A 24,478-nucleotide genomic window follows, 5' to 3' on the forward strand; every position below is an offset into this window, starting at 1 on the left:
GATAGACAAAAGGCTGACCTGCAACCGTGCCTTTTGCGTCGCGCTCTGAGAAAATGCCCGCACTTTTTTTCCGGATGCCGACATGACTGCCCTGAAGAACGACCGTTTCCTTCGCGCCCTGCTCAAGCAACCCGTAGACGTCACGCCTGTCTGGATGATGCGTCAGGCCGGTCGCTACCTGCCGGAATACCGCGCCAGCCGTGCCAAGGCCGGCGACTTCATGAGCCTGTGCATGAACCCGGAGTTCGCTTGCGAAGTCACGATGCAGCCGCTTGACCGCTACCCACAACTGGACGCGGCGATCCTGTTCTCCGACATCCTGACCATCCCCGATGCCATGGGCCAAGGCCTGTACTTCGAAACCGGTGAAGGTCCGCGCTTCAAGAAAGTCATCAGCACGATGGCCGACATCGAAGCCCTGCCGATTCCTGATCCGCACAAAGACCTCGGCTACGTCATGGACGCAGTCAGCACCATCCGTCGTGAGTTGAACGGCCGCGTGCCGCTGATCGGCTTCGCCGGCAGCCCATGGACCCTGGCCACCTACATGGTCGAAGGCGGCTCGTCGAAAGACTACCGCAAGACCAAAACCATGCTCTACGACAACCCGCAAGCCTTGCACCTGCTGCTGGACAAGCTCGCGCAGACGGTCACCAGCTACCTCAACGGCCAGATCATGGCCGGTGCGCAAGCGGTGCAGATCTTCGATAGTTGGGGCGGCAGTCTTTCGGCGGCGGCGTACCAGGAGTTCTCCCTGGCCTACATGCGCAAAATCGTCAGCGGCCTGATCCGCGAACATGAAGGCCGCAAGGTGCCAGTCATTCTGTTCACCAAGAACGGCGGCCTGTGGCTCGAAAGCATTGCCGACGCTGGCGCTGATGCACTCGGCCTGGACTGGACCTGCGACATTGGCAGCGCCCGTGATCGCGTCGGCAGCAAAGTCGCCCTGCAAGGCAACATGGACCCGACCGTGCTGTACGCCAAACCAGAAGCCATTCGCACCGAAGTCGGCCGCATCCTCGCCAGCTACGGCAAGGGCAGCGGCCACGTGTTCAACCTCGGCCATGGCATCACCCCGGAAGTCGACCCGGAACACGCTGGCGCCTTCCTGCGCGCGGTGCATGAATTGTCGGCGCAGTATCACGAGTGATCGTCGCCCAATAAAAAACGCCCGGCTTATGCCGGGCGTTTTTGTATCAAGATCAAAAGATCGCAGCCTTCGGCAGCTCCTACATAGATCGGCGTACACCCGTAGGAGCTGCCGAAGGCTGCGATCTTTTGCTTTTAAGCTTTCACATTTTCCAGCGGCGGCAACTTCGCCAGTTTCAACGCCACCAGCAGCGCAATCACCAGCAACCCGCCAATGAACAACCCGATCCCGTTCCACCCGCCCATGTGCCAGAACACCCCGCCCGCCGTCCCGGCTATGCTCGACCCTGCGTAGTAGCTGAACAAGTACAGCGACGACGCCTGCCCCTTGGCCTTAATGGCGCGGCGGCCAATCCAGCTACTCGCCACCGAATGAGCGCCGAAGAAACCGAAGGTGAAGATCAGCATGCCGATGATCACCACCGGCAGCGGCGTCAACATGGTCAGTGCAAGGCCTGCGAGCATCAGGACGATCGTCGCCCAAAGCACTTTACGCCGGCCTAGTTTGTCGGCCAACGAGCCGATTTTCGCTGAGCTGTAGATACCCGACAGATACACCACCGAGAGCAGCCCGACGAAGGCCTGATCCATGTGGTACGGCTCGGCCAGCAGGCGATAGCCGATGTAGTTGAAGAGGGTGACGAAAGCGCCCATCAGCACGAAGGCTTCAAGGAACAGCAGCGGCAGGCCGGCGTCGCGAAAGTGCATGGTGAAGCCGTCAATCAAGCTGCGCGGGTGCAATGAGCGGGCGCGGAAGTTGCGCGACTCGGGGAGGATTTTCCAGAACACCGCCGCCGCGATCAGCGCCAGACCACCGATCACCAGCATCGCCGTGTGCCAGCTGACGAAGTCGATCAACACGCCAGTGATCAAGCGTCCGCACATCCCGCCAATCGCGTTGCCGCCAATGTACAAACCCATGGCAAGGCCGATGTGTTGCGGATGGATCTCTTCACTCAAGTAAGTCATGGCGACCGCTGCCAGACCGCTCAGCGACAGCCCTATCAGCGCGCGCATCACCAACACACCGTGCCAGCTCGGCATCATTGAACTGGCGATTGTGCAGAGTGCGGCGGCGAACAACGCGGCGACCATCACCGGTTTACGCCCGATGCGATCGGAGATGGGGCCGGTGATCAGCAGGCCGATGGCGAGCATGCCAGTGGCGACCGAGAGAATGAGGCTGCTCTGGGCCGCATTTATGGAAAATTCGTGGGACAGCAGCGGCATCATCGGCTGCACGCAATAGAGCAGAGCAAAGGTCGCGAAGCCGCCGGAGAACAGCGCCAACACCGTGCGCATGAACATCGGTGTGCCTTTTTCGATGTAGATCTCCTTTAGTTCGGCGACAACATCGTCCACCGCTGCGGGCGGAACTTCATGGGCAAGTGGAGCGACAGCAGTTTTCACTTCGGACCTCGGAGGACGCAGCCGGTCAGGCAATGAAAAAAGCATATAGCTGCCTAATGATTCAATCCAATATATTGTTCGACCTGTTTGATAGGTTTAACGACCTAATGGAGTTTTCATGGAATTGCGTCACCTGCGCTACTTCATTGCTGTTGCCGAAGAGCTGCACTTCGGCCGCGCCGCCCAGGTGCTGGGCATCTCGCAACCGCCGTTGAGTCAGCAGATTCAGGCGCTGGAGCAGGAGGTGGGCGCGCGGTTGTTCGAGCGCACCAATCGTCGGGTCGAGCTCAGTGAAGCCGGCCGGCTGTTTCTGGAAGAGGCGCGGCTGGTGCTGGCGCAAGTCGACAAGGCGGCGGATGTTGCACGGCGGGCGCAGCTGGGTGAGTTGGGCGAACTGAAGATTGGCTTCACCTCGTCGGCACCGTTCAACTCGACCATCCCTCAGGCGATTTTTTCGTTTCGCCAGCGATTCCCTGCGGTGCACCTGAACCTGCGGGAGATGAGCAGCACCCAGGTCGCCGATGCTTTGGTGGATGAGTCGATTGAAGTCGGGATCATGCGGCCGCTTGGGTTACCGGACTCGCTCAGCGTGGTGGAGTTGATGCGTGAGCCACTGGTGGCGGTGCTCAGTTCCAAGCATCCGTTGGTGAACGACAGCGAAGAGGGCTTGTTCCTGTCAGCCCTGGCCCTCGAACCCTTTGTATTTTTCCCACGCAGTTATGGCAGTGGTCTGTATGCGCAGTTGCTCAGTCTGGCGCGGGATGCCGGTTTCAGTCCGCACTTTGCCCAGGAGGCGGGCGAGGCGATGACGATTATTGGTCTGGTGGCGGCGGGGTTGGGGGTTTCGGTGCTGCCGGCGTCTTATCAGCGGATGCGCATCGACGGTGTGGTCTATCGGCCTCTGCTCGATCCAGAGGCGGTGTCGGCGGTGTGGCTGGTGCAGCGCAAGGATCAGAAGTCGCCGATGGCCAAGGCGTTTGTGGCGTTGTTGACGCAGAAGGTTGAGCCGCTGAAGTCATAGCTGCCGCGCACTTGATCGATTACTGGACTGCCGAATGTCGTCTCATCAGGATTCCTGGTTGAGCAGGTGTAGCTCAAGAGCTACACTCGGGGCATGACGGAGATCCTTCGAAGTTCAACATTCTCTGGCTGGCTATTGAAGCTGGCCGATAGCCGCGCCAGGATGCGTATCCAGGTGCGAATTGACCGCATGTCCGAAGGGAATTTTGGTGATGTCAAAGCCATCGGAGAAGGGTTGAGCGAAGCACGAATCAACTATGGCCCCGGTTATCGGGTCTATTTCATGCAACAAGGCAACCAGTTGGTCATCCTCCTTTGTGGTGGTGACAAAAGCAGCCAAACCCGTGACATCAAACAAGCCAGGCTAATTGCGAAATCCTGGCAGGAGCAAAACCCATGACCGAACAATTCACTCGCTGGGACTCTGCCGAGTACCTCAAGACCGAGGAGGACATGGCCAATTATCTTGACGCTTGTATGGAAGAAGCGGGAGATGATCCAGCATTCATCGCCAAGGCTCTCGGGACCATTGCACGTGCACGCGGCATGACTCAGGTCGCGCGGGATGCGGGGCTTTCTCGGGAAAGTCTTTACCGTGCCCTGTCAGGTGAAGGGAATCCAGAGTTCGGTACCATCCTTAAAGTCGTGAAAGCTTTAGGATTGAAGTTACACGCCAGTACCTAAGCTTAAAAAAATGAAGGTATGGTCTTGAGCAATACTGCCCGTGTTCCCGAAAAGGGGCTTGTGAGACTCCGAGGATCCTTGGTAACCAGCCATCGTAGAGCCAGACAGGTACAGGGCGATGACAAGCCGACCTGTTTGTGAAGGGGCGTCGAAAGGCGCCCTTTGTCGTTTCTGGCGTTACGACCAACGCCGAAAAATCAGCGAAGTATTAACCCCACCAAAGGCAAAGTTATTGTTCATCACGTACTGGTTGCTCATCTGCCGGAACTCGCCGCGCAGGTAATCGAGTTTGCCGCAGTGCGGGTCGACGTCGTCGAGGTTGAGGGTGTGGACGTACAGGTCGCGGTTCATCATTTCGATGCTGAACCAGGACTCCAGCGCACCGCAGGCTCCAAGGGTGTGCCCGAGGAAACTCTTCTGCGAGCTGATCGGCATGTGCTCGCCGAACAACGCGCTCGTTGCCAGTGTTTCGGCAATGTCGCCCTGTTCAGTCGCGGTGCCGTGACCATTCACGTAGCCGATGTCTGAAGGTTGCAGCCCGGCGTCTTCCAGGGCCAGTTCCATGGCCCGGCGCATGGTGACCTGCTCTGGGCGGGTGGCGTGCTGGCCGTCGGCGTTGCTGCCGAAACCGACGAGTTCGGCGTGGATGTGCGCACCGCGAGCCAAGGCGTGTTCGAGTTCTTCGAGCACCAGCATGCCGCTGCCTTCACCGATCACCAGGCCATCGCGGCCGCTGTCGTAGGGGCGTGGGGAAGTCTGTGGCGCATCGTTTTTCAGGCTGGTGGCGTAGAGCGCATCGAAGACCATCGCTTCGGTGGGGCACAGTTCTTCGGCACCGCCGGCGAGCATCAATGGCAGGCGACCAAACTTGACCGACTCGTAGGCATAACCGATGCCCTGACTGCCGCTGGTGCAAGCGCTGGAGGTCGGGATCAGCCGACCGGTGAGGCCGAAGAAGATGCTGATATTCGCTGCCGTGGTGTGCGGCATCATGCGCACGTAGGAGTTAGCGTTCAGGCCCTCGGCCACCGAGTTGAGCAGCATGTTGCCGAACGCCTTGATCTCGTCGGTGCTGCCGGTGGATGAGCCGCAGGAAACGCCCATGCGCCCGTCCTTGATCGATTCGTCACCCAACAGACCGGCATCGGCCAAAGCCTGTTCTGCCGCGCCGACCGCCAGGCGCGAGACCCGGCCCATGCTGCGCAATTGTTTGCGGGTCCAGTGGCTCGGCACTTTGAAGTCATCGATCGGCCCGGCCAGGCGCGTGTTGAGTTCGGTGAAACGATCCCACTCGTCCATCCGGCGGATGCCGCTGCGATTGGCCGCGAAGTTGCTGGCGATGGTGTCCCAATCGCTGCCCAATGAGGTGATGCCGGCCATGCCGGTGACGACGACGCGCTTCATCAGCACAGGCCTCCGTTGACGGCCAGAACCTGCCGGGTGATGTACGACGCTTCCGCCGACATCAGGAAATTCACCGCGCTGGCCACCTCTTCCGGGGTGCCCATGCGCTGTGCGGGGATCATTTTCATCAGTTCTTCCACCGGCACGTTTTCATCGAGCAACGCGGTGTCGATCAAGCCGGGTGCGACACAGTTAACGGTAATTTTGCGCTTGCCCAACTCGATCGCCAACGCCTTCGCCGCGCCGATCAAACCGGCCTTGGAAGCGCTGTAGTTGACCTGGCCACGGTTGCCGATCAACCCGGAAACCGAGGTGATGCAAACAATCCGCCCGGCCGCGCGACGACGAATCATCGGCATCATCACCGGGTGCAGCACGTTGTAGAAACCGTCGAGGTTGGTGCGCATTACCACGTCCCAATCATCCTCGCTCAAGGCCGGAAAAGCACCGTCGCGCGTCAGGCCGGCGTTCAGCACCACGCCGTAATAGGCGCCGTGGGTTTCCACGTCGGCTTCGAGAATGGCTTTGCAGCTGGCACGGTCGGACACGTCGAATTGCAGAATGCGCACGTTGCGCCCCAAGGCTTCGATTTCGCCCTTCACGGCTTCAGCGTCCGCAAGTCCGCTGCGGCAATGCAGCACGATGTCATGCCCGGCCTGGGCCAGACGCAAAGCGATAGCACGGCCGATGCCACGGCTGGAACCGGTGATCAGTACGGATTCAGTCATGGCTGGGTTCCTTGGGTTTCATGAAGGTATTGGGCAGCCTGAGGCGGACGGAACACGTTCAGACGAGCGGTGGCGTGAATGCCGGGCGCGGTGATGTGGCATTCGAACACGCCCATGCCGTTGTCGTCTTCCAGCGAGCGGATGCCGTGGATGGTTAGCTCGGTGCCGGCGGGGAAGTACTCGACGTTGCATTCGAATTTGCGGGTGCCGAGCAGAAACCCCAGCTCCACGGCATCGCCTCGCTGGCGCGCATGGCAACCGGCGTAGGCGGCGACGCTCTGGGCCATCAGTTCGATGCCGACCCAGGCCGGCAGACTGCCGTCCGGGCGGTTGAACAGGCCATCGGGTTTGACCGTGAGGCGGGTGAAAATCTGCTCGTCATCGAACGACAGGATCTGTTCGATGAAGATCATGTCGCCAGCGTGCGGCAGCAGTTCGGCGATCGGCCAGTCAATCATGGGGCGTCTCCGATAATCAGGCTGACGTTGTTACCACCGAAGGCAAAGGAATTGCTCATCAGATAGCGAGGTGCAATGGACGTCAGGCGATTGGCCGGGGTCACCCAATTCAGGGCTGGCAATTGGGGATCCGGTTGGCCGTCCCAGACGTGAGGCGGCAGGGCGTGCTCGCGATTGCCTGCACTCAGGCTCAACCAGCAGAACGCCGCTTCCAGAGCGCCGGCCGCACCGAGGGTGTGGCCGGTCATGGGCTTGGTCGACGAACACGGAACACCTGCCGGGAACAACGTCGCCACCGCCAGGCTTTCCATGGCGTCGTTGTGTTGGGTGGCGGTGCCGTGCAGGTTCAGGTAATCGATCTGCTGCGGTTGCAGTTGTGCTCGGCTCAAGGCTTTGCGCATCGCTTGCAGGGCGCCACGGCCGGTCGGTTCCGGTGCGGAAATGTGGTGTGCATCGGAGCTGGCGCCACTGCCGAGCAGGGTAATCGGCTGGCTGTCGCCGACATTTTTGCTCATCAAAAACAGCACCGCCGCTTCGCCAATGTTGATGCCGTTACGGTTCACCGAAAACGGATTGCAGCGTTGCCCGGACACCGCTTCCAGCGCCGAGAACCCATTGAGGGTCAACTTGCACAGGCTGTCGACGCCGCCACACAGCACCGCATCGCAAATGCCCAGGTCCAACAGTCGCTGAGCACTCATCAGCGCCCGGGCGCTGGAGGTGCAGGCCGTGGAAATCACATAGGCCGGGCCGCTCAGTTGCAGCCAGTCGGCGAGGAAGTTCGCCGGAGCGCCGAGTTCCTGTTGCTGATAGTCGTAATCGGCCGGGAACTGATGCTCGCGGATGTAATGGGCCAGGCCGCGACTGGCTTCGTCGATGCCCGAGGTGCTGGTACCCAGGACGATACCGATGCGGTCCCGGCCGTAGGTCTGGATCGCCTGGTCGATGTCTTCGCGAATTTGCAGCGCGGCTTCCAGCAGCAATTGATTATTACGGGTGCCTTGCGGCGCAAGCTCAGCCGGGATCGGCGCCAGTTCGCCGTGGACCGCGGCCACGGGCAACGACCGTTCCGCCACCCAGCCAGACTCGTTGCGCATGCCCGAACAGTCACCGGCAAACAGGTTGCGAGCGACTTCGGACTTGTCACGGCCCAGGGCGCAGATCACCCCGAGGGCATTCAGGTAGGCCGTCATGGCGTGTCCCCACTGAGCGGCGTGACTTGATATTTCGGGCCTTTGGGCAGGTTCAATTCAAAGCTCATGGGTTGTGAATAGCGGACTTCCCAGTGCGCTGGCAAGGACCGTTGCGAGCCATGCTGCCACGCAGCGGGATAGTTGTCCGACAGTTCATCTTTGGGGGTCAGCGCAAACAGCAGCGCGGCGAACAGCTCTCGCGCTTCCGGATTGGGCGGCAGCAGACCGTCAGCCTGCCACTCGCCGTCGACCAGTTTCTGGCGTGCCTGGGGAATGCCCAGCAAGTCCATCATCGACCAGCGAATGCCAGGGCCTTCACGCTGGATCACCAGCACCCAGTCCTGCCGTTGGTCGGCCACCAGACGCTGAATGTGCAATTGCAGCGGCAACGACAGGTTCGGGGTTTGCTCGGGCAGCGGCGCCCGGCTGGCACAGGCGCTCAGCAACAGGACGCAACCCAACAGCAGAAAGCGGATCATCAGGCACACCTATCAAGGGGTTTGCGCGCGACCACATTGACCAGGGTTTCTTCCCGTTGGCCGAAGGGTTTTGGCTGGCGCAGACCCAAGCGTTCAAACAGGCCGAAATCCTTGGCGCGGCTCCACCACAAGTATGGATAAGACACGTTTTGCGGGCCGAGTTCGAAGCCCTGTTGGCGAATCATGTCCAGATACCCGGCGGCGCTCTTCTGCACGTGCATCGGATGGCGGAACAACCAGCGGATCACCCAGGTATCAATGTAAGCCTCGGTGGATTCGGCGAACAGCAGATAGCCACCGGGCTTGAGCACGCGGTAGAACTCGGCCAGTGCCTGTTCCTGCTGCACCAGATGGTGGAAGGTTTGGTGACAGAGCAGCAGATCGACGCTGGCGTCCGGGACGTTGATGCTCGCGCAGTCGCTGCCGATCAACTCAACGGCCATGCCCTGACGAACGGCTTCTTCGCCGGCCAGGTTCAGGCTGTGAGGGTCAGCGTCCAGACCGATCAGGCGCTGGGGGGCAAAGGTCTGGCGCAAGTACTGAAACGACTTGCCCTGACCGCAACCGGCATCCAGCAGCACCGGGTTGCTCGGCGGTGTTTCGCTGAACAGGCTGCGCAAATCGGTGATTGCGACTCGCAGAACATGGTGCTGCCAAGTGTGGCTGCGCAGGAACCAGAGACCAAAGCGGGTTTCTTCGACGTAGGTGTCGCTCATGTAGCTCATGTGGCGTCCTTTGCACAGAGCTCCGAGAGCATCCGCAGCCGGCGCTTGGGTTCGGCGACGAACGGATTACGCTCGTCCCAGGCATACCCGGCCAGAATCGAACTGATCATGCGGCGAATATCCGGCGAGCCGCCCTCATGGTAAATCACATCCTGGAACGTCCCGGCGTACCAGCCTTCGACGTAGCAACGGAACGTGTCGACGCCGCGCTTGAGCGGGATGGCGAACTCAGTCTGCCAATCGACATTTTCGCCTTGTAGTTGGCGATGCAGCACCGCGGCGGCCATGCTCGCCGAGCGCATGGCGATGGTCACGCCAGAGGAGAACACCGGGTCGAGGAATTCTGCTGCGTTGCCGAGCAGTGCAAAGCCTGGCCCGTGGAGGGTTTTGACGTTGGCCGAATAGCCGCCGATGGTTCGAGCAGGTGTATCCCACACGGCATTGTTCAGCACACCGGCCAGGCTTGGGGTTTCAGCGATAAACCCTCGCAGGCAATCGTCCAGATTCTCCATGCGACCGTCGAAGTGTTCGGCTGCCGCGACGACGCCCACCGAGCAACGGCCGTTGCTGAACGGGATGGTCCAGAACCAGATATCGCGGTGGATCGGATGGGTGGTGATGAGGATTTTTTCCCGCTCGAAAGCCGGGTTGTCGATGTGGTCTTCGACGTGGGTGAACACGGCTTGGCGCACCGGGAAATTCGACGGCGCTTCAAGGTCGAGCAAGCGCGGCAGCACACGGCCGTAGCCGCTGGCATCCAGCACGAATTCGGCTTCGACGCGGTACTGACTGCCGTCTTCGCGAAGTACATCGAGCTGCGGTTTCGGCAGGGTGAAATCGACGCTGACGATGGCTTCGCCGTAACGAACATCGACGCCTTGCAGCGCGGCCTGATCGGCCAGCAGCTTGTCGAAATCGGCACGCTGGACCTGGAAGGTGGTCGGCTTGCCGTTGCTGAACGTCTCGCCGAAATCAAAGGCGCTGTATTGCTCGCCCCAAGCGAATGCCGCACCGTTTTTCAACTGGAATCCGGCGGCGTTCACCGCCTCGAGCATGCCGGCTTCTTCGACGAAATCCAGGCAATGCGACAGCAGGCTTTCACCGATGGAAAACCGTGGGAAATGCTGGCGTTCGATCATCAATACGTCATGACCCTTGCGCTTGAGCAGCGCGGCGGCGATGGCGCCCGATGGACCTGCACCGATCACCACGACTTGGCGATGTTCCATTTCAACTGTTGGCACGGGGGCTCCTTGCCGGGACGGCGATGTTCAGAGGGGGTCGGTGCATGCCGACGAGTGCCGGCAGCAGTGTCGCGATCAGGCCCATCACCATCAGCGCGAAGTACAGCGCCGGGCTGATGAGTTGTTGTTGCAGCAGCAGGTTGAGAAAGACGATCTCGCTCAAGCCACGAATATTCAGCAATACACTTTCCCGCCAGCGACTGGCGCCTTCAAACGAGGCGCCGGCCCAGCCGAGGCCCAGCCAGTTGCCCAGCAGTTTACTGGCAATCGGAAACAGCAGCAGGGCCGCCAGTTGCACCCAGCCGAGACTGGCCATGGCCGCGTGGACGTTGATTTGCACGATGCCGAACGTGAGGATCAGCGGGATCGCGATATACGTCTGCAAGTGACTCATCCAGATCACCGGCAACGGCAGCACCAGCGGTACTTTGAGCGCGGCCATCCACAGCAGGTAACCGATGCCGAAAATCAGCGCATTGAGTTTGAAGTGTTCCGCCACGACCAGCAGTGCGAAGAAGCAACCGCTGTGCAGCAACGGTTGGCGCAATCGGAGCAGACGCAGCAGCAACGGCAGGCAGGCGCCGGCCAGCGGCAGCAGGAGGCTGCTCAGGTGCAGGCTGCCCTGAGCGAAGCCGAACAGTGTCCAGCACGTCAGGTCGATGAGGATCGCGGTTTGCACCAGTCGCCGGGTAGCGGCAGGCGGGTATTTGATGTGCCGCAGGTACAAATACAACACCGGGATCGCGGTGATGGCGAACACCAGACCGACCGCCAGCGAACTGATCCAGGGTTGCGGCGGTAACAGCCACACCGCTGTCGCGAGGCCGCAGGCAAACGGAATGCAGAAACTCGGCAGGGCGATTTTCAGGCTCTGGCGGTCGAGACGCAGGTCGATCACATCACTGAGAATGTGCCCCAGCAACAAGGCAAAGCTCAGGCTGTAGACGTTTTTCAGCCAGGCCGGTGCGACCAGTGCGGCGCCGCTCAATTGCCACTGGGGTTCGATCCAGAAGTACATCAGCAGCGGCAGGCCGAAGGTGGCCAGCAGCAACTGGCTGACAATCGGGATCACGCCGAAGTGACGACCGACACGGGTGGCCACGGCGAACAGCGCCAGGGCCATGACCCAGAACACGGCGATCATCATGTTGCCGACTCCGTGACCGGGGCGGGGTGAACCTGGCGTCCAGCCCACGGCGCAAGAATGAAGCTGAAGGCCAGGCCGAGGCTCACCGACAGACCGAAGTTGCTCACTGCCGGCGTGCTGGACACCGCCAGCAAACCGAACGACAGCCAGGTGGTCAGCGCCGCCAGCAAGGTGCCCAGCAGGCTCACGGCCGCGCCGCCGACCTGTTCACGCATGAGGATCGCATAATCGACGCTGATGGCCGTCACCAGCAGCAGGCCGAACAGGCTGAACAGCGTCAGCGGTTGCCCCATCCAGCCGAGACTGGCCAGGCTGCACAGCGCGGCCAGCAGCGGCAGGGCGACGATTCGCAGCGCGCCGCCGAAGCCGAACGGCAGGATCAGCACCAGCACGATCAGCACACAGGAAGCGAGTTTCAACTCTGCGGCACTGATCTGGGTGTCGGCGAACACCTTGTTCAACTCACCGAGGCGATCCACCAGTTCCACGCCCGGTAAATCCAGCGCCTGGACTCGTAGCAGGGCAGGGTTGTTCAACCCTTGCAGACTGACCATCGCCGCTACGCCGTCATCGGTCGGTCCCAGCCACAGCGTGCGATAGGGCTCGGCCAAAGGACCGACCAGCGCTGCGTCGATGTCTTCGGTGGGCAGTGCCTGCAACTTCGTCAGTTCCGCTTGCAGCGCCTCCGCCGGCACGCCGACATCGAGCAGCGGTTGCCAGAACTGCGGCAACTTGTTCAAGGCTTCGCGCACTTTCTGCTGTTCGGTGGGTTGGCTGACCAATTGATTGAGCGACAGATAACCCTGGAGTTTTTCCAGGTTGACCAACTGATCCAGCCGCTCGCTCAGCGCGGTTTGGCGTTCCAGCAACTCCTGCTGATTGGCGGCGCGTACCAGGAAGAACTGGCTGGTGGGTTGATAGCCGGTGATGCGTGCAATGGTTTGTGCTTCGTCAGTCAGGTGCTGCGGTGCACCGACCCATTGGCGAATATCGTTTTTAGTGTCGAGCTGCAACAGGCCGCCCACACAAAAGGCAATCAGCAGCGCCAGCAGCACCGGCGTACTCGCGAGTTTGAGCAACGCTTCACGGCGCCCCAGCAAAAACTCGGCCACCCGCAGCGGCCATTGCGCTGGACGCAGGTCTGTGCCCTTGAGCAGTGCCGGCAGCAGGCACACCGCGGACAAATAAGCGCCGAGCAGACCGGCGGCAGAAAACACGGCGATCTGGGTCAGCGCCGGGAACGGCGTCCAGGCCAGGGCCAGGTAACCGATGCAACTGGTGATCAGGCTCAGCGTCAGGCCCGGCAACGTCAGGCGCAGGGCCGGCCAACTGTGCCAGGGTTTCAGGCTCCAGCTCTTGGACAGGTAATGCAGCGGGTAATCGACCGCCACGCCGATCAGGCTGGAGCCGAGCACCAGCGTCATCACATGCATATGGCCGAACAGCGCCACACAGGCCACCGCGCCGAAGAGCATGCCCACCAGCACCGGGACGAAGGCCAGCAACACCCGCCAGCGCCGGAAGGCCAGCAACAACAGCAACAGAATACCCGCCGTGGCGCCGCCACCGACCCAGGTCATTTCCCGGGTGGCTTGCTTTTGCCCACTGGCCGCATAGAGCAAGCCGCTGGCGGCAACCAATTGAACGTTGGCCTGGGCGGCTTCTTCACGGCTGTGCTGGAGCAGGTCGGCCACTTGCAGCGGCAGGTTCATGTCGAAGGCGTTGCCCGTGGTGCGCGAGCGCAGCAGCACCCAACTCTTGCCGTCGGCATCGGCGACCAGCGCACCGCTGCCGATGTCCAGTTGCACCGAACCGTGCTGCGGCTGGCTGTTCTGGATGCGCCCGGTCAGGCCCAGCCAGTCATCCTGGCTCGGCACCAGACTGAAACCGGTGAAAGGGTCGAACAGCGCTTGTACTCGCTGCTGGATAAAGGCGTCGGGATGCTCGATCAGTTGCTGTCGGTCAGCCGCTGAGAGCATTGCCAGTCGGCCATTGAGCAATTGAGTGCGCAGCGCCGGCAGGTCGGCTTGCAGGTTCCACTGGACCTTCTCGAACAAGCCGCTCGCCTGCCACTGCTCACCCAGTTTCTGCGCCATCGCGACCGCTTGCTGGCGATCGGTGTGGCCGACCAGCACCAGCATTTCGCGGTTCAGTGGTTCTTGCATGCGTTGTTCGGCGCGCAGTTCCAGCGCGTCCGGCGCCGTGCCTGGCACCAGTTCCATCAGGTTGGCCGACAGCGGGGCACCGTCACGCCATTGCCAACCGGCGAGCGCGAGCACCGCCAGCAGCAGGATCAGAAACAGCCGTGGAAGATTCCGTTCACTCGGCAAAGTCATGTTGCTCCGCATCGCTCAACGGTTGGAAGCGGGTGCTGTCCTGCATGCGCAAAAGCGTGCTGTCGCCCTGGGTTTCGAGCAGCTCGATGCTGTGCACCAGTTCGCCGCCGGCAATGTTGATCTGAGTGAACACCTGCTTGAGCAGCATGGAACGCGGAGTCAGCGTCAACTTCCAGTTCTGCGCGTCGCCGCTCAGTGAAAGCTCGAAGTCCCGTTGCAGCCCGCTGCTGTCACCTTGCAGCACGGCGAGGAACAAGCGGTTTTGCTCGGCGCCGGCACTCTTGCTCGGCAGCATTTGCCACCCGTTGGCGTCACGCCGGGCAATACCTTTGGCGCTGATGCGGTAATCCTGTTGCAACGGGGTTCTCAGCAGCCAGAGCAAACCGTGGTTTTTAGCGAGGACGAAAGTGCCCTTGCTGGTCAGCGGCTGGGGCAGGGCGCGCAGGTGTTTTTCCTGGATGAAGTTGCCATGGATCACATCGGGTTTGGCCAGTTGATCGCTCAACTGCTGCAAATCAAAAGCCTGCGCCAGCGATGCGAAACCAAACATCAAAATCATGCCCGCCACGAACCCGTAGCAGCTGCCGAGCCCGCGAGGCTGCGTTCGGCGGCGAAGCCGTCGTAAAACCTGAACATGCGGTGCATCAGGAGAAATGCAGGGCGACTGCTGCGCCCGAGCGCGGACCGGCCGACGCAGGCTTCGCCAGCTGCTACAAAGGGTTTTCAGCAGGTTCATGCGAGCATCCTTTCAACAGCATCGGTGAAGACCTTGGGTGAGGCCAACTGCATTTCGCGGCTACTCATGTCGACGGCGACCTGCACGGAACTGGCGCGGGTCAAGCGTTCGCCGGTTTCCAGATCGCTGATCAGGTAGCTGATCTTCAGACGGTTCTCCCATTCCACCAGATTGGCGCGCACGTTGAGCTTTTGGCCGAACACGGCGCCGCGCACATAGCGCAATTGCAGATCGATCACCGGCCATACGTAGCCCGACTCGACCATGGCCGAGTAGTTGTGGCCGATCTTGTCCAGCAGCGCACAGCGGGCGACTTCCAGGTATTTGATGTAATGGCCGTGCCAGACGACGTTCATCGTGTCGACATCAAAGAACGGCACGAGGATTTCCGTATCGGTGTGAAGCACTCCCTTGCTACGCATGCAGCCTCCAGTGTTGCTCGGCAATTCGCTTCAGGCACAGGCGCAACTCGCCTTCCAGCGCACGGTCTTCGATGACCGGCGGGAAGTCCTTGGCCAACGCTTCGTGCATGGCGGCCAGGGCTGGCGGCAATGGACGTGCATCCTCGGCCTTGCTGCGCAGCCAGACGCCTTGGTTGGCGGCCAGCAGGGTGGCGGCGGCGACCTGTTCGGTCAGTTCCAGCACACGGATCGCATCGCGGGCGGCGATGGTGCCCATGCTCACTTTGTCCTGGTTGTGGCACTCGGTGGAGCGCGAGAAGACGCTGGCCGGCATGGTGTTTTTCAGCGCTTCGGCGGTCCAGGCACTGGTGCCGATCTGCACGGCTTTGAAGCCGTGGTTGAGCATCGCCCGGTCAGCGGTGGCGCCGGACAGGTTGCTCGGCAAGCCGTGGTTGTAACGCTCGTCCACCAGCAGGGCGAGTTGACGATCGAGCAGGTCGGCGACGTTGGCCACCAGGTTTTTCAGGCTGTCCATGGCGAACGCAATGTGGCCGCCGTAGAAGTGCCCGCCGTGCAGCACGCGCTCGGCTTCGGCGTCGATGATCGGGTTGTCGTTGGCGCTGTTGAGCTCGATCTCGATGAACGAGCGCAGCCAGTTCAGGCTGTCGGCCAATACGCCGAGGACGTGGGGTGCGCAACGCAGGGAATAGCGGTCTTGCAGACGATGCAGCGGTGCGGTCGGCGCGTCGATCGCCAGATCCTTGCGCAGCCACGCGGCGACTTGCATCTGCCCCGGATGCGGTTTGGTGGCGAACAGGCGCTCGTCGAAGTGCTCGGGGTTGCCTTGCAGGGCGACCACGTTCAACGCGGTGATGCGCGTGGCCAGTTGCAGCAGATAATCGGCGCGGGCATAGGCCAGGCACGCGAGACCGGTCATGACGGCAGTGCCGTTCATCAAGGCGAGGGCTTCTTTGGGGCGCAATACCAGCGGCTCCCAACCCAGTTCGCGGTGCACGTCGGCCGCTTGCCAGCGTTCACCCCGGAACATCACTTCGCGCTCGCCGGACAACGTCGCGGCGACATAGGACAGTGGCGTCAGATCACCGCTGGCGCCCACCGAACCTTCTTCCGGGATCAGCGGCAGAATGTCGTGTTCGAGGAAGGCTTTCAGGCGTTCCAGCAGCTCCACGCGCACCCCGGACACGCCGTGGCACAGCGACTGCAAACGCGCCGCCAGCACCGCACGAGTGGCCTGTGCGTCGAGCAGTTTGCCCAAGCCGCAGCCGTGGAAGGTGTACAGATGACGGGGTAATGCCTCGACGTGATGCAGCGGTACCGCGACCACGCAAGAATCGCCGTAGCCGGTGGTCACGCCGTAGATCACGCCTTCCTTGTCCAGCAGGGAGTCCAGGAATCGCGCACCCTTGGCAATACGCTCGCGGTACGCAGGGTCGCCTTGCAACTGCGTCGGCACCTGACGGTTGGCCAGGGCCAACACGTCTTCGATGCGCAAAGGGAGTTCGCCGAAGGTTACCGGCTCAAGCGTTGGCGTCGTCATCGGTCTTCCAGAAAGGGTAAAAGTTGAACCATTGTTGGGGCGCTTCAAGGCAATAGTGACCCAAGCGTTCGGCATAGCGGGAGGCCCACTGATGAATGACCTGCTCGCGGTCGCTGCGCTTCCACGCCACGGCCTCGGCGAACGGTTCGAGGGTCAGTCGATAGTCGCCCGTCGGTTTCTTCAGGCACAGCATCAGGTTGATCGGGCATTTCAGCAGACCGGCCAGCAACCATGGCCCCTGAGGGAACGCGGCCTGATGGCCGAGGAAGTCCACCGTCACGCTGCGCCCGCCGTGCAGCGGCACGCGATCGCCGGCAATCGCCAGCCACTCGCCGCGCTCCAGGCGTTCATGGAGTTGCAGCATGATCAGCGGGTCCAGTTCGCTGACTTGAATCAGCCGCAGATTGGTCGCGCCGGCTTCGCCGAGCAAGCGGTTGAATTGCTCGGCATGCTTGGTATGCACCAGCACGTTCATCGTGACTTTTTCGCCGATCTCGGCCAGCGCACGGCACACCTCGAGATTGCCCAAATGTGCGCCCACCAGCATCTGCCCGCGGGTGCCGCGCAGTTGATTGCGCAGCAATGCCGGGTCGATGATTTCGATCTGTTCGATGCTCAACTTGCCGTTCCATACGTCGAGTTTGTCGAGCATGGAATCGGCGAAGGCCATGAACTGGCCGAAGACTCGCCAATGGGTCGGGCGCAATTCATTGCGACCGCTCCAGTCGGCGAGCCGTTGCTGGTATTGCCAAGCGCTGTGACGAGCGCTGCGACCGAACAGGAAAAAGTACAGAACGATGCCGTACAGCAGCGGGCTCAGCAGCCGCCGGCCCAGCACTTTGGCGCAGAGTGCGGTGAATTTCATCAGCCAGAAGCTGCCGCGCTCTTCGCGGTCAGCCCAGTGCTTTTTATCCGCGTCAGTGCTCATGCTCGCCACCGTCGCCAGAGAATCACTGGCGCCCGCAGCAACATGCCGAAGAACAACCGGGTGTGCATGCTCGTAATCAGTACGTTGTCGTGGAACAGGCGGAAATGCGAGACGCCATCCAGCGGGTAGTGGACTTTGGTTTGCAGCCATTGCATGGGGAGATTGCGCCAGGCCAGTCGTACGAGAATGTCCGAGTCGAAGTCCATGCGCTTGCCGATCTTCGCCGAATCGATCAGCGCCAGGGTCGGTGGTAACGGATAGACACGGAAGCCGCACATGGAATCGCGAATCTGCAACGACAGGGTGTTGATCCAGACCATGACGTGAGTCAGGTAACGGGCGTACAAGCGACCTTTCGGCACGCTGGCGTCGTATTGCGGATAGCCGCAGATCACCGCCTCGGGATGGGTGCGTGACCATTCGATGAAAGTCTGGACGTCTTGCAGATCATGCTGACCGTCGGCATCCACCTGCAAGGCATGGCTGAAGCCCAGGCGCGAGGCTTCGCGCATGCCAGTCATGACCGCGGCGCCCTTGCCCTGGTTGGCGGCGAGGCGGATCAGGAACACCTTGTCGCGCAGGGCGAGTTGATCGAGCACCTTTGCGCAGGCCGGGCTGCTGGCGTCGTCCACGAGAATGCATGGCAGGCTGCTGGCGAGCAGTGCATCAACCACTGTGGTGATGGCGGTTTCGTGGTTGTAGACCGGGACGATTGCGCAGGGGTTATGCATGTTGGCTCACACCTCGCCCATGTAGCAGCTGGCGAAGCCTGCGTCCGACTGCGAAGCAGTCGTCAACCGGTATGCGAAGTCTTTCAGATTAATCGTGGTGGTCCAGATGCGAGCGCTTCGCGCTCGAACGCAGCCTTCGGCAGCTGATACAGGGGATCTCGGCTTATCCACAATCCGCCTCCAGCAAGATCCGCCCACCGGAGCAGGTCGCGGTCTCGTTGCGATAGGTGAAATACAACTTGCTGCGCGTCGGATCGAAGCGCAGGTGCAGTTGGACTTCATCGCCGGGGCGTACCAGTTGCTGGAATTTCAGCACTTCCATGCCAGCGAATTTTGCCGGCAGGTCCATCAATTGCTGGCCCAGCGTGAGCGCCCACTCCACTTGCACCACACCGGGCAATACCGGCGCCTGAGGGAAGTGGCCGCTGAAGTAGGCGAGGTCGGGTGGTACCGCCAGTTGCAGGCTCCACTCGCCATCGACTTCGACTTGATCCAGCACTTCCGGCGCCTTTGGGCGCGGCGCCAGCAGCAGGGCTTCAACGGTGGCCTGCGGCAATTTGCCCTGAGCGTTCAGCGGCAGTTGCCGCAGCAGGCGCCAGCGTCGTGGCAAGGCCAGGGCTTCGCAATGCTGGCTCAGGTGCTGACGCAATTCTTGCGTGAGGGTGCGTCGACCCTGATTGCGCAAGGCATGCAGGCCTGACTCGGTCAGCACCAGCAGCGCACCCAACGAAGCGCGGTTTTCCTGAACCACGCCAAGACGCGCTTCGGCGACCCAGTCGTGGGCCATTAATGCCTGTTCCAGCATTGGTAGAGAGATACGTTTTTCTTCCAGTTTGACGATCCGGTCCAGCCGTCCGAGCAGTTCGAATCGGCCGTCGGCAGCGATTCGAGCGGCATCTGCGGTGTGTTCGATATGCCCGGGCGGCAAGTACGGCGAAGCGATGAGCAGGGCGCCGTCGCTGTCCTGGCTCAACTCGATGTCAGCAAAGGGCTGCCAGAGCACGTGGCCCTGACGCCAGGCGATGCCGCCGGTTTCCGAGCTGCCGAGGATTTCTGTCGGCCATTGCTGCAGGCGTTGCTGAAGGCTTTGTGCGGCCTCGGCCGGCAAGGCGCCACCGGAGGAAAATACCCGGCGAACCGCACTTAACGCGGGCCAGTCGAGGTTGTCGCCCATGCGCTTGAGCAGCGCCGGGCTGGCGACCCAGGCGAACACCGGGTGTTCGCGGCTGGCGCGCTGCAGGTCTTCAGGGAATGCCAGCTGCTTGCGCACAAACGAGCGCTCGGCGCACAGCGGCCACAGCACTCGAAACAACAATCCGTAAATATGCTGAGTGGCGACGCTGCCGATGATGCAAGCCGCGCCAAGATCGGCGCCCCAGAGCTGCTCCAGCGCTTCGACTTCATTGGCCAGTTGGCGCAGGGTTTTGTCGATGCGCTTGGGTTCGCCACTGGAGCCGGACGTGCACAGGCTCAGCGAACAGCGATCCAGATCCAGCACGGCGGCCATCAACGGCGGATGCCGGTAATCGCTCAGGTGTGCGTCATCGGCTTGATCGGTCAGCCACAGATCGACTTCGGTCGACCAGCGCTGGCGAGTCTGGGCTTGCAGGTCCGCGGGCAGCAGCACGCTGACCCCGGCACGCCAGGCACCGAGCAGGGCAATCGCCAGGTCAGCGGCGTCCTCAAGGTGCACGGCAATACGCCGCACACCCTGGGCTTGCAGGCCAGCGGCGAGGCTTAATGCCTGTTCGCACAGCTGAGCGTGATTCAGTGCCGGTTCGGCCGTCACGGCACGTTCCGGTTGAGCCTTGAGCAACAATTGCTCAAGTTTTATCCAATTCATGGGTGGCCTCGTACCCGTTGTCGTATAAGCCATTCAATGGCAAACAGCAGGCCCATCAATCCGTAGGAAATCAGGCCGGTGTACAACATCCACCAACTTAGCGGCGCCCAGAGGGTCAGGGCGGCGGCGAGCAAACCGTTACAGAGAAAAAACACGCACCAGACGATCGTCACCTGGCGGGTATAAACAATCGCCTTGGCCGGCAGTTGCGGTTCGCGCAACCGCGCCAGGCGTTCGATGATCGGCGGGCCAACGATCAAGCTCAGGCCAAACAGCCCGAGCATGAACGCGCTGATCAGCACCGGGTACCAGCGCAACAGCAGCGGGCTGTCGAACAACGCCAGCAACAGGCAAAAAGCAATCGCGGTGACTGCCATCCACAAACTGCCGGGCTTGCGCGTACCGAGCAGTGCCCGGGCCAGCCACAGGCTGCCCAGCAGCAGACCAAACTGCCACGGCGCGAAATGTTCCATGCCGAAATACACCGCGAAGGGGTACAGCAGGCCCGCCAGCAGCAGGCCGAGGCCGATCAGTCGGCTCATGCGGCCGGCTGAACCAGGCGGTAGACCGCCTCGACCACGTCGCTGACGGTACGCACCGATTTGAACTCTTCGGCCGCGATTTTCTTGCCGGTCTGGCGTTTGATGTGATCGATCAGGTCGACCGCGTCAATGCTGTCGATTTCCAGGTCCTGATACAGATTGGATTCGAGGCTTACGCGCTCGGGGTCCAGCTCGAAGAGTTCGACCAGAGCATCGCGCAGGGTGTTGAAGATGTCGTCACGAGTTTGCATGGTCCGGTCTCAAGCTGCCTGTTTTGCAGTGACGAACGCCGCAAGGCTCGCCACGTTGCTGAAGTGATTGCGGGTGTCTTTGGCGTCGGCGTCGATTTTGATGCCGTACTTTTTCTGGATGGCCAGGCCGAGTTCCAGAGCGTCTACCGAATCCAGGCCCAAGCCTTCGCCGAACAGCGTCTGGTCGTCGCCGATGTCTTGTGCGCTGATGTCTTCAAGGCCCAGGGCGTCGATGATCAGTTCTTTGATTTCACGGTGTAGATCGCTCATCTTCGGCGAGCTCCTTAATATAGTAATGATGCAAATAGTCATTGAGCTTGCGCGAGGCCTGAGGAGCAGGGCCCAGCGAGGCGAAGGCTTGTGGGTCTATATCGGCCCCGACACGGAAACTGAAGTGCACACGGCGTTTGGGGATCCGATACCAGGGCTCGGCCTTGGTCAACGTGGTCGGGCTGACCTTGATGATCACCGGGGTGAGGATTTTCGCACCCCGCAGAGCGATTGCCGCAGCACCCCGATGGAAGGCTGGTGCCTGACCGGGCTGAGTGCGGGTGCCTTCAGGAAAGATGATCAGGGTCTGGCCGCTTTTCAGCGCGTCGGCAGCGGCATCGAGCATGTCCATGCTGCCGTCATTGCTGATGTATTCGATGCAGCGCAGCGGGCCACGGGTAAAAGGGTTCTCCCAGAGACTTTTCTTGACCACGCAGTTGGCGTGGCGCACCAGGCCGATCAGGAACACCACATCGATCAGCGACGGGTGATTGGCAATGATCATTTGCCCCGGTCGACCGAGTTTTTCGGCGCCCTGGATGTCGTAAGTCAGCACGCCGGTGCGAGCCATGAATCGCACAAAAAACCAGAACAGACGGGCGACGGTGTGCCGCGCTCGCCGCCGGTGTGTCCGGGCATCGCCGGGCAGGCAGTTCAGTAGCGGGAAAACCACAAGCCGCAGGCACAGCCCGCCCAACCCGAACAGGGTGAAACTTGCGGCGGTAGCCAGCAGGCGCCAGTAATAGGCGTCGCGGTTTTTATCGGTTACAGGTTGCGTTGCCAAGTCCATACACGATTTTTCCAGGCATGTTGGCAGGTTGTCTGCTGGCCGAGCAGGGTACGCAATAGGTTCAGGGCATGGGGCCATTGGGCTTTGGACAACTCATCCGAGGCGCTGTTCAGGGACAACTGCCAGTCGTTTCCGGGGGTGATCAGCAAGCCGACCGCGTAAGGAAACGGCACGTCGTCGATCCAGGTCGAGTAGGCTTCGGGCGGTTGCTCTTCGGTGACGATCAGCAATACCGCGGGGGCGCCCTCGGAAAGCAAAGCCGCGGCCTCTAGCATGCCGTGTTCAAGGCCATCGCCGGCTGCAGCGAGGGCCGTCATTTCGCTGGTTTCGCCGCGCATGATCGACCACAGGCCGATGATCGCGTTGTGCACGGACAGGCTGAATTGAGTCGGCGACAGCGGCTGATCGGCAGCCAGATCGCTGAGGATATCGAAAGTGCGCGGGGTTTCGCCGTGGCGAGAAATAAAGACCAACGGTAGGTCCTGGCGGCCATCGGCCAAGGGCCAGCCGACACTGAACGCCATCCGCGCGAGACGACTGAGTCGCCGGCGCTGCATGGCCGGCAGAAACGAGACGTCGGGGGCGGCATCGCTGCTCGCAAGCACGACCGGTTGTCGGCTCCAGGCTTGCCAATCGTCCACGCTTTCGAGCCCAGGGGCCCACGCGCGCCATTGGGCGATGTTGAAATTGATCACAGACATTCATCCCGCCCCTGCGGGCTTCCTTGACGCGGTGAGTCGCAAAAAACGCGAACTACCTTACGTAGCGCTTAGCGCCGAGTGGCGCGCATTATCCCGTTGCAGCGGGCGTGTAGCAAATGATGGTTACATTTTGCTCAATGAAATGTACCGGTTGGTTCGTGCATGGCTGTCACTTGGCCATTATCCACATTTCGGCCGGCCGATCTGCCGGCTCTGTCAGCAAGCAGTGCACGAGTTCACGGCTTTTTCAGTGTGAGATTGCACCTGACTGTGTAGTCCCTATGCCAGCGAGGTAGCTAAGCAACGCTGTGGACTACTACACTCGGTCAATCTTTGAGACACGGGGGTTTTGACATGCGGCGCGTGGTGTTCAATCAGAAAGGTGGCGTAGGCAAATCCAGCATTGCCTGCAATCTAGCGGCGGTCAGCGCCAACGAGGGCTATCGCACCCTCTTGGTGGATCTCGATGCCCAGGCCAACTCCACTCAGTACCTGACGGGCCTCACCGGTAATGACATTCCGATGGGGATCGCCGATTTTTTCAAACAGACCCTGTCTGCCGGACCGTTCTCCAAAAAAAGCCAGGTCGATATCTACGAAACCCCGTTCGACAACCTCCACGTCATCACGGCCACTGCCGAGCTGGCTGACTTGCAGCCCAAGCTTGAGGCCAAACACAAGATCAACAAGCTGCGCAAATTGCTCGAGGAGCTGGACGGCGATTACGACCGGATCTACCTCGATACTCCGCCAGCGCTGAACTTTTACGCGGTATCTGCGTTGATTGCCGCTGATCGTGTGCTGATTCCCTTCGATTGCGACAGCTTTTCGCGTCAGGCGTTGTACGGCCTGTTGGCGGAAATCGAAGAATTGAAGGACGACCACAACGAAGGGCTGGAAGTCGAAGGGATTGTCGTCAACCAGTTCCAGGCTCGCGCCAGTCTGCCCCAGCAAATCCTCGACGAACTGATCGCCGAAGGCCTGCCGGTATTACCGGTGTACCTGGGCAGCTCGGTGCGCATGCGTGAATCCCACCAGGCCAACACGCCACTGATTCACCTCGACCCGCGTCATAAGCTGACGCAGCAATTCGTCGATCTGCACAACCTGCTGGAAAATGCCTGACCGCTCAGGGTCAGATGCCCTGACTGCGCAACCAACTCATCAACTGCGGTAACGGGAAGGCGCCGCTCTGACGCGCCACTTCCCGGCCGTTCTTGAACAGAATCAGGCTCGGGATCGAACGGATCCCCAGCTGCGCCGACAACTGCTGGTTTGCCTCGCTGTCCAGCTTGGCCAGTCGACACTTGCCCGCCAATTGCACCGCCGCCTGCTCGAACACCGGCGCAAACGACTTGCACGGCCCACACCAATCCGCCCACACGTCCACCAACAACGGCAGATCACCTTTGATCTGGCTGGCGTAATCGCTTTGCTTCAACTCAAAGGGTTTATTCAGCAGAACTTCGGCTTTGCAGCGACCGCATTTTGGATGGTCGTTGAGGCGCTCGGCGGGGATGCGGTTGAGGCCGTTGCAGTGGGGGCAGGGGATAAGGAGTGGGTTGGTCATGCGGATGATCCTGTTAAAGAAGCCGATCACTTCTATTTGGAGACGTTTACTCATATTTTCAATCGTGCAGCGACCGGCGATGAAACTAGGCTGAGTCGTACTGAGCGACACCGTTGGTCTGCTCAGAGTTATCGCATCTTGCGATATTTTTGATCTGTGATTAACTCCCATAGCAGAATG

27 protein-coding genes are annotated in these 24,478 nt (G+C 61.0%); 5 read left to right on the forward strand and 22 right to left on the reverse strand.

All coding sequences use genetic code 11. The features are described from left to right. Window positions 1-82 precede the first annotated feature (82 nt). Window positions 83-1,150 carry a uroporphyrinogen decarboxylase gene (gene hemE / locus ACA059_RS01965; protein WP_008149581.1) on the forward strand — a complete coding sequence of 356 codons (1,068 nt, stop codon included), beginning with the start codon at window positions 83-85 and terminating at the stop codon, window positions 1,148-1,150. A gap of 134 nt (window positions 1,151-1,284) precedes the next feature. Here hemE and ACA059_RS01970 read toward each other — a convergent pair whose 3' ends face one another. Next, a complete protein-coding gene (locus ACA059_RS01970; protein ID WP_497634617.1) occupies window positions 1,285-2,511 on the reverse strand; it encodes an MFS transporter in 1,227 nt (408 codons plus the stop codon). Window positions 2,512-2,677: 166 nt separating this feature from the next. Between ACA059_RS01970 and ACA059_RS01975 the strand changes: the two genes are divergently transcribed. The 3 genes from ACA059_RS01975 (at window position 2,678) to ACA059_RS01985 (ending at window position 4,263) form a co-directional block, all read left to right on the forward strand. After that, on the forward strand, window positions 2,678-3,580 hold the full coding sequence (locus ACA059_RS01975; protein WP_497632504.1) for a LysR family transcriptional regulator: 903 nt from the start codon (window positions 2,678-2,680) through the stop codon (window positions 3,578-3,580). Window positions 3,581-3,673: 93 nt separating this feature from the next. Beyond that, window positions 3,674-3,979 carry a type II toxin-antitoxin system RelE/ParE family toxin gene (locus ACA059_RS01980; RefSeq protein WP_497632505.1) on the forward strand — a complete coding sequence of 102 codons (306 nt, stop codon included), beginning with the start codon at window positions 3,674-3,676 and terminating at the stop codon, window positions 3,977-3,979. Then, window positions 3,976-4,263: an addiction module antidote protein gene (locus ACA059_RS01985; RefSeq protein ID WP_007943750.1), complete on the forward strand. Its 288-nt coding sequence runs from the start codon at window positions 3,976-3,978 to the stop codon at window positions 4,261-4,263. The genes ACA059_RS01980 and ACA059_RS01985 overlap by 4 nt, the downstream gene beginning before the upstream one ends. A 177-nt stretch (window positions 4,264-4,440) precedes the next feature. Here ACA059_RS01985 and ACA059_RS01990 read toward each other — a convergent pair whose 3' ends face one another. The 20 genes from ACA059_RS01990 to ACA059_RS02085 all read right to left on the reverse strand — a co-directional run bounded on the left by ACA059_RS01990 (window position 4,441) and on the right by ACA059_RS02085 (window position 22,728). Beyond that, window positions 4,441-5,667: a beta-ketoacyl-ACP synthase gene (locus ACA059_RS01990; RefSeq protein ID WP_497632507.1), complete on the reverse strand. Its 1,227-nt coding sequence runs from the start codon at window positions 5,665-5,667 to the stop codon at window positions 4,441-4,443. Further along, window positions 5,667-6,395, reverse strand: a complete 729-nt coding sequence (fabG, locus tag ACA059_RS01995) for a 3-oxoacyl-ACP reductase FabG (protein WP_497632508.1) — start codon at window positions 6,393-6,395, stop codon at window positions 5,667-5,669. The genes ACA059_RS01990 and fabG overlap by 1 nt, the downstream gene beginning before the upstream one ends. Continuing rightward, window positions 6,392-6,853 (reverse strand): hotdog family protein, encoded by a 462-nt coding sequence (locus ACA059_RS02000; RefSeq protein ID WP_497632509.1) that lies wholly within the window; start codon window positions 6,851-6,853, stop codon window positions 6,392-6,394. The genes fabG and ACA059_RS02000 overlap by 4 nt, the downstream gene beginning before the upstream one ends. After that, complete coding sequence (locus ACA059_RS02005; protein WP_497632510.1) at window positions 6,850-8,046, reverse strand: beta-ketoacyl-[acyl-carrier-protein] synthase family protein; 1,197 nt, start codon at window positions 8,044-8,046, stop codon at window positions 6,850-6,852. Before ACA059_RS02005 ends, ACA059_RS02000 begins: the two co-directional genes overlap by 4 nt. Continuing rightward, on the reverse strand, window positions 8,043-8,525 hold the full coding sequence (locus tag ACA059_RS02010) for a hypothetical protein (RefSeq protein WP_497632511.1): 483 nt from the start codon (window positions 8,523-8,525) through the stop codon (window positions 8,043-8,045). Before ACA059_RS02010 ends, ACA059_RS02005 begins: the two co-directional genes overlap by 4 nt. Continuing rightward, on the reverse strand, window positions 8,525-9,250 hold the full coding sequence (locus tag ACA059_RS02015; RefSeq protein WP_497632512.1) for a class I SAM-dependent methyltransferase: 726 nt from the start codon (window positions 9,248-9,250) through the stop codon (window positions 8,525-8,527). Before ACA059_RS02015 ends, ACA059_RS02010 begins: the two co-directional genes overlap by 1 nt. Continuing rightward, window positions 9,247-10,494, reverse strand: coding sequence for an NAD(P)/FAD-dependent oxidoreductase (locus ACA059_RS02020; RefSeq protein ID WP_497632513.1), 1,248 nt, complete (start codon window positions 10,492-10,494; stop codon window positions 9,247-9,249). Before ACA059_RS02020 ends, ACA059_RS02015 begins: the two co-directional genes overlap by 4 nt. After that, window positions 10,481-11,641, reverse strand: a complete 1,161-nt coding sequence (locus ACA059_RS02025) for a cation:proton antiporter (RefSeq protein WP_497632514.1) — start codon at window positions 11,639-11,641, stop codon at window positions 10,481-10,483. Before ACA059_RS02025 ends, ACA059_RS02020 begins: the two co-directional genes overlap by 14 nt. Beyond that, a complete protein-coding gene (locus tag ACA059_RS02030) occupies window positions 11,638-13,977 on the reverse strand; it encodes an MMPL family transporter (protein ID WP_497632515.1) in 2,340 nt (779 codons plus the stop codon). Before ACA059_RS02030 ends, ACA059_RS02025 begins: the two co-directional genes overlap by 4 nt. Continuing rightward, window positions 13,961-14,536 (reverse strand): outer membrane lipoprotein carrier protein LolA, encoded by a 576-nt coding sequence (locus ACA059_RS02035; protein ID WP_497632516.1) that lies wholly within the window; start codon window positions 14,534-14,536, stop codon window positions 13,961-13,963. The genes ACA059_RS02030 and ACA059_RS02035 overlap by 17 nt, the downstream gene beginning before the upstream one ends. A gap of 173 nt (window positions 14,537-14,709) precedes the next feature. Next, a complete protein-coding gene (locus ACA059_RS02040) occupies window positions 14,710-15,135 on the reverse strand; it encodes an acyl-CoA thioesterase (protein WP_497632518.1) in 426 nt (141 codons plus the stop codon). Then, complete coding sequence (locus ACA059_RS02045) at window positions 15,128-16,672, reverse strand: HAL/PAL/TAL family ammonia-lyase (RefSeq protein WP_497632519.1); 1,545 nt, start codon at window positions 16,670-16,672, stop codon at window positions 15,128-15,130. The genes ACA059_RS02040 and ACA059_RS02045 overlap by 8 nt, the downstream gene beginning before the upstream one ends. Further along, entirely contained in the window at window positions 16,653-17,600 is a 948-nt protein-coding gene (locus ACA059_RS02050; RefSeq protein ID WP_497632521.1) for a lysophospholipid acyltransferase family protein, read from the reverse strand. Before ACA059_RS02050 ends, ACA059_RS02045 begins: the two co-directional genes overlap by 20 nt. After that, window positions 17,597-18,331, reverse strand: coding sequence for a glycosyltransferase family 2 protein (locus tag ACA059_RS02055; protein ID WP_497632522.1), 735 nt, complete (start codon window positions 18,329-18,331; stop codon window positions 17,597-17,599). The genes ACA059_RS02050 and ACA059_RS02055 overlap by 4 nt, the downstream gene beginning before the upstream one ends. Before the next feature lie 163 nt (window positions 18,332-18,494). After that, window positions 18,495-20,174: an ApeI family dehydratase gene (locus ACA059_RS02060; RefSeq protein ID WP_497632523.1), complete on the reverse strand. Its 1,680-nt coding sequence runs from the start codon at window positions 20,172-20,174 to the stop codon at window positions 18,495-18,497. Beyond that, entirely contained in the window at window positions 20,171-20,716 is a 546-nt protein-coding gene (locus tag ACA059_RS02065) for a COG4648 family protein (protein ID WP_403138964.1), read from the reverse strand. Before ACA059_RS02065 ends, ACA059_RS02060 begins: the two co-directional genes overlap by 4 nt. Next, window positions 20,713-20,967 carry an acyl carrier protein gene (locus tag ACA059_RS02070; RefSeq protein WP_007992314.1) on the reverse strand — a complete coding sequence of 85 codons (255 nt, stop codon included), beginning with the start codon at window positions 20,965-20,967 and terminating at the stop codon, window positions 20,713-20,715. Before ACA059_RS02070 ends, ACA059_RS02065 begins: the two co-directional genes overlap by 4 nt. A gap of 9 nt (window positions 20,968-20,976) precedes the next feature. Then, window positions 20,977-21,237: a phosphopantetheine-binding protein gene (locus tag ACA059_RS02075; protein WP_008149626.1), complete on the reverse strand. Its 261-nt coding sequence runs from the start codon at window positions 21,235-21,237 to the stop codon at window positions 20,977-20,979. Then, window positions 21,218-22,027 (reverse strand): lysophospholipid acyltransferase family protein, encoded by an 810-nt coding sequence (locus ACA059_RS02080; protein ID WP_497632524.1) that lies wholly within the window; start codon window positions 22,025-22,027, stop codon window positions 21,218-21,220. Before ACA059_RS02080 ends, ACA059_RS02075 begins: the two co-directional genes overlap by 20 nt. Continuing rightward, the gene (locus ACA059_RS02085) at window positions 22,003-22,728 is read right to left on the reverse strand and encodes a beta-ketoacyl synthase chain length factor (RefSeq protein WP_095127473.1); all 726 of its coding nucleotides are present in this window, start codon (window positions 22,726-22,728) and stop codon (window positions 22,003-22,005) included. The genes ACA059_RS02080 and ACA059_RS02085 overlap by 25 nt, the downstream gene beginning before the upstream one ends. Window positions 22,729-23,082: 354 nt before the next feature. On the opposite strand from ACA059_RS02085, the gene ACA059_RS02090 reads away from it, so the two are divergent. Beyond that, window positions 23,083-23,853 carry a ParA family protein gene (locus ACA059_RS02090; protein ID WP_497632525.1) on the forward strand — a complete coding sequence of 257 codons (771 nt, stop codon included), beginning with the start codon at window positions 23,083-23,085 and terminating at the stop codon, window positions 23,851-23,853. A gap of 10 nt (window positions 23,854-23,863) precedes the next feature. On the opposite strand, the gene trxC is transcribed toward ACA059_RS02090, so the two are convergent. Then, a complete protein-coding gene (gene trxC / locus ACA059_RS02095) occupies window positions 23,864-24,298 on the reverse strand; it encodes a thioredoxin TrxC (protein ID WP_497632526.1) in 435 nt (144 codons plus the stop codon). Between the last annotated feature and the right edge of the window lie 180 nt (window positions 24,299-24,478).

The sequence above is a fragment of the Pseudomonas sp. LBUM1647 genome, assembly GCF_059716175.1.

What these genes read in the sequence shown, in the direction of transcription:
- ACA059_RS02025 (WP_497632514.1), bottom strand. Translation starts at nt 11,641, where the DNA reads ATGATGATCGCCGTGTTCTGGGTCATGGCCCTGGCGCTGTTCGCCGTG.
- ACA059_RS02085 (WP_095127473.1), bottom strand. Translation starts at nt 22,728, where the DNA reads ATGTCTGTGATCAATTTCAACATCGCCCAATGGCGCGCGTGGGCCCCT.
- ACA059_RS02045 (WP_497632519.1), bottom strand. Translation starts at nt 16,672, where the DNA reads ATGACGACGCCAACGCTTGAGCCGGTAACCTTCGGCGAACTCCCTTTG.
- fabG (WP_497632508.1), bottom strand. Translation starts at nt 6,395, where the DNA reads ATGACTGAATCCGTACTGATCACCGGTTCCAGCCGTGGCATCGGCCGT.
- ACA059_RS02040 (WP_497632518.1), bottom strand. Translation starts at nt 15,135, where the DNA reads ATGCGTAGCAAGGGAGTGCTTCACACCGATACGGAAATCCTCGTGCCG.
- ACA059_RS02065 (WP_403138964.1), bottom strand. Translation starts at nt 20,716, where the DNA reads ATGAGCCGACTGATCGGCCTCGGCCTGCTGCTGGCGGGCCTGCTGTAC.
- ACA059_RS01980 (WP_497632505.1), top strand. Translation starts at nt 3,674, where the DNA reads ATGACGGAGATCCTTCGAAGTTCAACATTCTCTGGCTGGCTATTGAAG.
- ACA059_RS02050 (WP_497632521.1), bottom strand. Translation starts at nt 17,600, where the DNA reads ATGAGCACTGACGCGGATAAAAAGCACTGGGCTGACCGCGAAGAGCGC.
- ACA059_RS01990 (WP_497632507.1), bottom strand. Translation starts at nt 5,667, where the DNA reads ATGAAGCGCGTCGTCGTCACCGGCATGGCCGGCATCACCTCATTGGGC.
- ACA059_RS02055 (WP_497632522.1), bottom strand. Translation starts at nt 18,331, where the DNA reads ATGCATAACCCCTGCGCAATCGTCCCGGTCTACAACCACGAAACCGCC.
- ACA059_RS02035 (WP_497632516.1), bottom strand. Translation starts at nt 14,536, where the DNA reads ATGATTTTGATGTTTGGTTTCGCATCGCTGGCGCAGGCTTTTGATTTG.
- ACA059_RS02090 (WP_497632525.1), top strand. Translation starts at nt 23,083, where the DNA reads ATGCGGCGCGTGGTGTTCAATCAGAAAGGTGGCGTAGGCAAATCCAGC.
- ACA059_RS02075 (WP_008149626.1), bottom strand. Translation starts at nt 21,237, where the DNA reads ATGAGCGATCTACACCGTGAAATCAAAGAACTGATCATCGACGCCCTG.
- ACA059_RS02060 (WP_497632523.1), bottom strand. Translation starts at nt 20,174, where the DNA reads ATGAATTGGATAAAACTTGAGCAATTGTTGCTCAAGGCTCAACCGGAA.
- ACA059_RS02030 (WP_497632515.1), bottom strand. Translation starts at nt 13,977, where the DNA reads ATGACTTTGCCGAGTGAACGGAATCTTCCACGGCTGTTTCTGATCCTG.
- hemE (WP_008149581.1), top strand. Translation starts at nt 83, where the DNA reads ATGACTGCCCTGAAGAACGACCGTTTCCTTCGCGCCCTGCTCAAGCAA.
- ACA059_RS02000 (WP_497632509.1), bottom strand. Translation starts at nt 6,853, where the DNA reads ATGATTGACTGGCCGATCGCCGAACTGCTGCCGCACGCTGGCGACATG.
- ACA059_RS02010 (WP_497632511.1), bottom strand. Translation starts at nt 8,525, where the DNA reads ATGATCCGCTTTCTGCTGTTGGGTTGCGTCCTGTTGCTGAGCGCCTGT.
- ACA059_RS02005 (WP_497632510.1), bottom strand. Translation starts at nt 8,046, where the DNA reads ATGACGGCCTACCTGAATGCCCTCGGGGTGATCTGCGCCCTGGGCCGT.
- ACA059_RS02070 (WP_007992314.1), bottom strand. Translation starts at nt 20,967, where the DNA reads ATGCAAACTCGTGACGACATCTTCAACACCCTGCGCGATGCTCTGGTC.
- ACA059_RS02015 (WP_497632512.1), bottom strand. Translation starts at nt 9,250, where the DNA reads ATGAGCTACATGAGCGACACCTACGTCGAAGAAACCCGCTTTGGTCTC.
- ACA059_RS01975 (WP_497632504.1), top strand. Translation starts at nt 2,678, where the DNA reads ATGGAATTGCGTCACCTGCGCTACTTCATTGCTGTTGCCGAAGAGCTG.
- ACA059_RS02080 (WP_497632524.1), bottom strand. Translation starts at nt 22,027, where the DNA reads ATGGACTTGGCAACGCAACCTGTAACCGATAAAAACCGCGACGCCTAT.
- ACA059_RS01985 (WP_007943750.1), top strand. Translation starts at nt 3,976, where the DNA reads ATGACCGAACAATTCACTCGCTGGGACTCTGCCGAGTACCTCAAGACC.
- trxC (WP_497632526.1), bottom strand. Translation starts at nt 24,298, where the DNA reads ATGACCAACCCACTCCTTATCCCCTGCCCCCACTGCAACGGCCTCAAC.